Source organism: Flavobacterium sp. (assembly GCF_029242675.1).
Classification (GTDB): domain Bacteria; phylum Bacteroidota; class Bacteroidia; order Flavobacteriales; family Flavobacteriaceae; genus Flavobacterium.
The window spans coordinates 1-7359 of the sequence record NZ_JAQWTM010000391.1 but is presented as its reverse complement, the minus strand read 5'-3'; the positions used below and the strand labels follow the sequence as shown (position 1 = coordinate 7359).

The following is a 7359-nucleotide window of genomic DNA, read 5'->3' as shown; positions in this document are numbered from 1 at the left end:
GTTAATTCCATCAGTGTCATTTTTACTTGATGACAACGTATAATTTAAGCGGTACGAATAATCATCAGTACCTCTTGTTTTTTGGTAATTCAAACTCATTGCATAGTACGTTGATTTCCCTTCGTTTTCACTTACAATTACGCTACGTGCTATTCCTGTAACTCTTTGACCATTGATCGTCGCACCACCATTTGAAATAGGAATTGGTCGAGAAGCATCTGCTTGAGCTTGTGTTCTAATAACCACATTAGTAGGATCGATAGGATATTCTGCGGCAGCGTTTAAATTACGCAAACGAGTTAAATTTTGCCCGCGATTGTGAACTAAATCTACAAAAAACATGCGCTCATCTGATAATTGCAATTGGTAACCTAGGGCAAATTCCTTTGTATAGGCATTTTTGTAACCATTTGGATTCAAGATTCGGCGCTCATTCGAAAATATATTTTCTCTTTGTCCTTGCAAATCAGTCGCTGATGGTCCTTGTAAATAATTAACACCAGATACAGTAGCTGCTAAGTTTCCGTTATAAGTTATTCTGTCAATATTGGTATCAGCTGGTAAAATTCCTAAACGCTTCAACTCTTGTAATTGCAACTTATAACTTTGAGAAGTAGTATTTTGCTGTAAAGCATCACTGTACAATGCATAATTTACTTTATCATAAGAGATCGCAAATCCACCACGCAAACTGCTGTCATTGTTAAGTTTGTAGTTAAAGTTAAAACGAGGCGCTAGGTTATTATAATCTCCCTTGTCGCTTCCTCCTTTTGATAAATTGTCATAATCATAACGCAAACCTAAAGTAAGATTCAATTTATTGGATACCGACCATAAGTCCTCTATATAAGCCGAATATATATCTTGATTGGTACCAAAAGAAGTTGGTCTTAATTCGACAATATAATTTAAAACTTGCACATCTTGCGGAATATCATTTACATTTAAAGCGCCACCTACTCCACTATTTTTAATGGCATCTATTTGACTTTGATTCAGTTTTACTCTATAATTCCCAACTGGATTTCCTCCGCCAAACAATTGATGATCAGCTCTTATAAAATTCAGTCCCGCTTTAAAAGTATGATTCTCTTTGTAATACTTTACTTTTTGTTGTAATTGTACCGTGTTTTCGAGAGCATCAAAAACATAACCTGGATTTCCTATCACCCCTAGTGTTTCGTCATTTACGCCCAAAACAGTTACTTGTGACGTATTAGGATTGAATGGTTTAGCATAATTCCATCTAAAACGGCTGTACTGCACATTACTTTCTCCTGAAAAATTCCCGAATTTATAGCTGTTTTTCAAAGCCAATAAAATACTATTACGGTCTTGGGTATTTCCTGCTGACGCAAAAGTAGAACCTCCTTCTAGTCCACCACCTTGGCGTTCAATAGCCACTCTACCTACGTTAGCACGCAAAGAAGAGTTGAAGTTTTGACTCCAAATTTGATCAATTTTAGTCGAAAAATAATCAAAAGTATTCGTTCCTCGAACCGTTTCAGTAACGCCTAATTGGGGTACATTCAGTAAATTATCTTTTATATCCGTTGTGTGCTCAAAATTCACGTAGTAAAACGTTTTGTCCTTGGTTATCGCACCACCAGCTCCTGCACCTACTTGATAACGCGCAAAACCATTTTTAACTTGATTTCCTGATAAATCTCTTTGAGCAAAACTAGACTTTCCGTCAATTGCTGGACCGGGTCTACTAACGAAAAATACTTCGCCAGTAGTTTCATTAGAACCAGATCGAGGCGTAATATTGATGATTCCACTTCCTGTTACTCCATATTCTGCTGAAAAGTTGCTTGTTAAAACCGTTACATCTTTTACAAATCCAGACGGAATGGCAAATTTTTGCCCTCCTAAAAAACGTTCATTATTATCTAAACCGTCAATTAAATACGAAGTGTATCCTGAGCTAGCTCCGTTGATACTCACATTAGCAGCTTCGGGAAAAAAACCAGTGGCTTGAGACACGTTAGGCAAGCGAAACAAAACTCTAGTAATATCGCGACCCTCAACGGGAATTTCTTGAATTTCGGCTGCTTTCATTTCAAAAGAAACTTCGGCATCACGACGATTAATTTGTGCTGTAGCTCCTTTGGTGATCACAACCTCATTTAATTCATTGGATTCTTTAGGCATTAATAATAAGGAAACTGATGGCGCTTGATTAGATCGAACGCTGATCAAATCCGACTTTTGAGCGGCGTAAACAGCTGTTCCTTCAAAAATTACTTGGTATCCATCTAAAGCAGGAACACCTCTAAAAGTAACTTTACCTTGGCTATTTGAAATTTGCTTTGCACTGCTGTTACGAGAGCTATTGACAAGCAAAACCTGTAAATCAGCTAGTGGTTTTTGTGTATTGAAATCGATAATTGAGACTGATACGTCTTCTTGAGCTACCCCAATTGTGGTGATGCTCAGCAATAAAAACAAGAAAAATTGTTTCATTTAAGTGTGTTTTTGAATTATAATTTTAAAAAAAAGGTTTGTAATTATTCTAAAACAGGTGAGCCTTTGTTAAAATTAAATCCAAGAACATTATAAGTGTATGCGGTATCGATAAATCGATTTAAGAATAATTGGTAAAATAGTAAAGACAATACGATGTCTTTAATTTTGCTTAAATAGGAAAGACCAATAGTAACTGTACTAAAATCAGCGAAGGAATTAAAATCTGATAAAGGCTTTAAAATAAAGGATTGCTCCGTTGATAATGCTTTTAATTGCTGAAATACTTTCGACGTTTTCCAATCTAAAGTGGCAAACAAATCTTTATTAAAAACACCTTTAGAAATTCCTATAAGATAAGCACCTCCTTTGTAATTGGGTCCCAAAACAAGTTCGTTATGGTCTAGCGAAGCGTTCGCTTTTTGAATAAGTGCTGCAGTTAGTCCCGGACTATCATTTCCTACGATAATTACCTTTTCAAATCCTTGATTGAAAACGGCTTCGAGAGCAGTACTTAGTTTCTCGCCAAAACTATTTCCTTCTTGGACAGTTTCATTAGAAATGAAGAAAGGTAGTTTTGTTTTATGAATCGTTTGTAAAACTTTTTGATTCATTTTACTCCACAACAAGTCATTCTGCTTCTTACTATGAGCAATTGGTTTTACCGTACTTTCTAATGAAGCACTTTGAGCAAAAAGAAGGATGGCTGTTCGCGAAGGGAAATGCTTTATTATACTCATGATTAGTTAGACGAAGGGCTTTATTAAAACTGACATTCAGCTTAAAATTATTTATAACATTAAACTACTCTATAAATACGTAAGTAAGCGAAGTATAGTTTGAGCAAAATGGTAATTTGTAAGCCAAAATAGTACTAAATGCGTGATAAACAATGTAAGCAACAGCATAACTACTTTAGAATCAATGAGACTCTTCAATTAAAATTCGGACTTTAGCAGGATATTTTTGTGCAAAAGAACAAAGCAATTCCGTGATATATTGATTGGAATGATAAGGTGTAACATAATCCCTAATTTCAGTTAGGTCATTAATCGCTACATCCGTATCGAGATAACCCATTCCGTAAAAGTGTCCCTTTTCGACCCAGATGCAACTACGCTCTTCGTTGTTTCGTCCTTTGTCGATAATAGCAAAACTAGATCTATTGTTAACATGAAAATCAATTGCAGCTTGTACTTGGTCGTTATGATACTCCATTTCTGGCAAGGGTATAATTTCCGATTGTGCTGAAAATACACCATCAGTTAAACTACCGTACTTACAAAATCGCTGATCGAGATCAAACTGTTTTGCGAGATCCTGTAACAAATTGATACCTCCGTAAATAGTGTCAAAGGTTTCAATACAATTTTGATTTTTGGCTAGTTTACCAACAGCTAAATACCGATAACCGTTTCTCGCTTCGTACTCGAATAAGCCAAATTTAGGTTCAAAGCGTTTTAGTGCTTTGTTGTGAACGGGCCATAATTTTTTGATTTCGGTACATTCTAGCAACAAGGCCATTAACTCGGTGCCGCATACTTCAAAGGTAATCGCATAAATTTCTCTAAGGAAATTTTGTCGCTGTGGCGTGATTTTATGACCGCTGAAATGCGAGGCTACTCGTTTTTTTAAATTGACTGCTTTGCCTACATAAATAACCTTATTATGCTCATCATAAAAATAATACACACCCGGTTTTTCAGGCAAGAGCTCAAAATCTTCTTTTGGTAAATTAGGCGGTAATCGTTGATCAGGAGCCGTTTTCTTGATCATTTTATCCATTTCCTTATCGGTATCCCATTCTAGTAAACGACTGAACAAGATAGCGGTAGCATCGGCATCACCACCAGCACGGTGACGGTTGTCGAGATGAATATCTAAAGAATCACAAAGCCTACCCAAACTGTAAGAAAGTAGTCCAGGTCTGATTTTCCTAGCTGCTCTAACGGTACACAGTTTTTTGGCAGTCCATTTCAAACCCGCTCTTTCTAGTTCGTGGCGAACAAAGGAGTAATCAAAGTTTACATTGTGTGCCACAAAAATTCGGTCCGACAGTAACTCAAATACTTTATCTGAAATTAAATCAAATACAGGCGCATCACTAACCATCTCATTCGTGATTCCTGTTAAGGCAAATATAGCAGGCGGAATATCCTTTTCGGGATTCACTAACGTTTCCCAACGGTCAATTACTTTTTCACCATCGTGTATGATAATAGCGATTTCCGTAATGCGGCTGTGTGTGGCATTCCCGCCGGTAGTTTCGATATCGACTATCGCGTATTCTTGGTTTTTCATTGTTCTTAATTATAACTGAAACGATGCCTTTTGATGCAAATCGTTTCAAAAAACTTTTACCACAGCTTATTTTGATTAAAAGAATCTAATCTTTGGAAATCAATTTAATCAGTGGCTAATTTATTGTTTTGCATTACAGCCTTTGGGACTTTGATGATAGTGGTTTGGTTTACTGCTAAAAAGAAGATCGCAAACCGAATCAGGTTGTCAGACCGATATTTTTTTTCACCTCTAAAATATCTTTCTTCAATTCAACAAACATATTTTTGATTGTTGTGCTTTCTAACTCTTCTGTTTTTTTATCAGAACGAGCGATGCTACATTGGTATTCCCAAATTTCAAGAATATCCGAAGCTTTCACTTCATAAGCGGGATAAAAATAATTATCAGAGGCTACCACTAAGGCATTCTTTTTATTTTTATTCAATCGCTTATACACCATACCCTCACTTCTCGTGATTAAAATATAGGTTTTGCCATCGAGTACTTCGCCCAAACGTTCTACATAACGCCCAACTATAATATCACCATTTTGGTGTGGCGGCATCGAATCGCCTTCAACAGGAAAACCACGGTATTTGCCCACACCCAAAAACGGCAAAGATATTTGCTGCAGTTGCTCGATATACTCTGGATCAGCATAGCCACTTAAGTAACCTGCTTTTACTTTTTGAGTAACAACTTCAATACGGTTCTCCCCCATTTGATCCACTTGAATGGGTAAAATGAGTCGGTTATTTTCGAGTTTCAACAAATCGCTGACCTCTACTTTCCGAATATCCACCGACAATAATAAGTCGATACTTACTTGGTAATATTGCGCGATTTTCTTCAGAATCTCATAGGGAGCTTCTGAGGTTCCGTCTTCGTATTTTACGTAGCGACCCCTTGTAATTAAAAGGCTTGCGGCTACTTTTTCTTGCGAAATATTGTGCTTTACTCGCAAGGCTCTGATATTGTCTGAAAATAAGGACATAACAACTTTGTTATAATTTGTAACAACAAATATAATGAAAAATGTTCTTATCTGTGCTAATTTTGTAACCTAAAATAAAACGAAATGGCACGCGCAATTGTACATATGGATTTGGACACTTTTTTTGTGTCTTGTGAACGATTGAACAACTCTCAATTGGAAGGAATTCCGTTAATAATTGGTGGTGGTGATCGTGGTGTTGTGGCTTCCTGCTCGTATGAGGCAAGGCGTTTTGGGGTGCGTTCCGCGATGCCTACGGCGATGGCGCTCAAATTGTGTCCACAGGCCAAAGTGATCAAAGGCGACATGGAACGCTATTCGCAATTATCGCATACGGTGACCGAAGTAATTCAAGAAAAATCACCTATTACGGAAAAAGCGAGTATTGACGAATTCTATTTAGACATCACCGGTATGGATCGTTTTTACGGTTGCTACCAATGGACGAATGAACTCGCAGAACGAGTGGTAAAAGAAACCGGATTACCCATAAGTTTTGCCTTATCGATTAATAAAACGGTTTCGAAAATTGGCACAGGCGAAGGAAAACCCAAAGGGCATTTAGACATTCCTGAGGATCAAGTACGGGCATTTTTGAATCCGCTTTCAATTCAAAAAATTCCCATGGTGGGCGATGTGACTTTCCAGACGTTGTCGCGTATTGGCATCCGAACGATACAAACACTGTCCGAAATGCCAGCCGAAGTTTTGCAACGCATGATTGGCAAAAATGGTGTCGAAATTTGGAAAAAAGCCAACGGAATCGACAATAATCCTGTCGAACCTTACACCGAACGCAAGTCGATTGCCACCGAACATACTTTTGTGCAAGACACGATTGACATGGCACATCTCAAAGCAATTTTGTGCGGTATGGTCGAAAAACTGGCTTTCCAATTACGATCCGAAGAGTGGCTAACCTCAACAGTAGTAGTGAAAATTAGGTACGCCAATTTTGACACCGAAACCAAGCAATGCAAAATAGCCTACACCTCAGCCGATCATTTACTGACGAAGAAAGTTTTAAGCTTGTTTGAGGTGCTCTACCAACGCCGAATGCGATTGCGATTGGTAGGTGTCCGTTTTAGCGGTTTGGTACGCGGAACCTATCAGATAGACCTTTTTGAAGACACACAGGAAATGCTTTCGCTCTATGCTGCTATGGATAAAATGAAAAGTAGGTATGGGTTTGATGCGGTGATGCGGTGCGCAGGCGCCGCTTTGAAACCAAATATGAAGAATATCATTTTAAAACGTAATTTCTAGGTTGTCGTATGAATTTATTGCAATTAAAATTTAAACGCAGATTTTCGCAGATTATTTATTCATACATCTGCTAAATCTGCGTGAAATAAAATGCATCAATCAAGTATCGTTTGTCAGGCTGAGCTTGTCGAAGCCCTATTTACTAAACAACAATGATAGCGCTTCAATAAAACGCAAAACCTTTTTCAACGAAATATTTTAAAATAAATTGGAACACAGATTTACACAGATTTTCGCAGATTTTTTATTGACTCATCAACATGAAGTAAAATGCATCAATCAAGTATCGTTTGTCAGGCTGAGCTTGTCGAAGCTTCTTTAATAAAAATATACTATAAAATAACGTGTCG

The 7359-nt window shown here is 37.4% G+C and carries 5 protein-coding genes; 1 reads left to right on the top strand and 4 read right to left on the bottom strand.

Annotated elements, in window-relative coordinates:
• The 4 genes from P8M54_RS14490 to P8M54_RS14475 form a co-directional block, all read right to left on the bottom strand.
• The coding region (locus P8M54_RS14490; protein ID WP_300288704.1) for a TonB-dependent receptor at positions 1–2466 on the bottom strand (2466 nt) is incomplete at its 3' end.
• 44 nt (positions 2467–2510) lie between these two features.
• Positions 2511–3206 carry a DUF2064 domain-containing protein gene (locus P8M54_RS14485; RefSeq protein WP_300288703.1) on the bottom strand — a complete coding sequence of 232 codons (696 nt, stop codon included), beginning with the start codon at positions 3204–3206 and terminating at the stop codon, positions 2511–2513.
• 181 nt (positions 3207–3387) lie between these two features.
• Positions 3388–4767, bottom strand: coding sequence for an exonuclease domain-containing protein (locus P8M54_RS14480; RefSeq protein ID WP_300288702.1), 1380 nt, complete (start codon positions 4765–4767; stop codon positions 3388–3390).
• 199 nt (positions 4768–4966) lie between these two features.
• Positions 4967–5743, bottom strand: coding sequence for a helix-turn-helix domain-containing protein (locus P8M54_RS14475; protein WP_300288701.1), 777 nt, complete (start codon positions 5741–5743; stop codon positions 4967–4969).
• Between the two features lie 84 nt (positions 5744–5827).
• Here P8M54_RS14475 and dinB point away from each other — a divergent pair, with 84 nt between their 5' ends.
• Entirely contained in the window at positions 5828–7009 is a 1182-nt protein-coding gene (dinB, locus tag P8M54_RS14470; protein WP_300288700.1) for a DNA polymerase IV, read from the top strand.
• Positions 7010–7359: the final 350 nt, after the last annotated feature.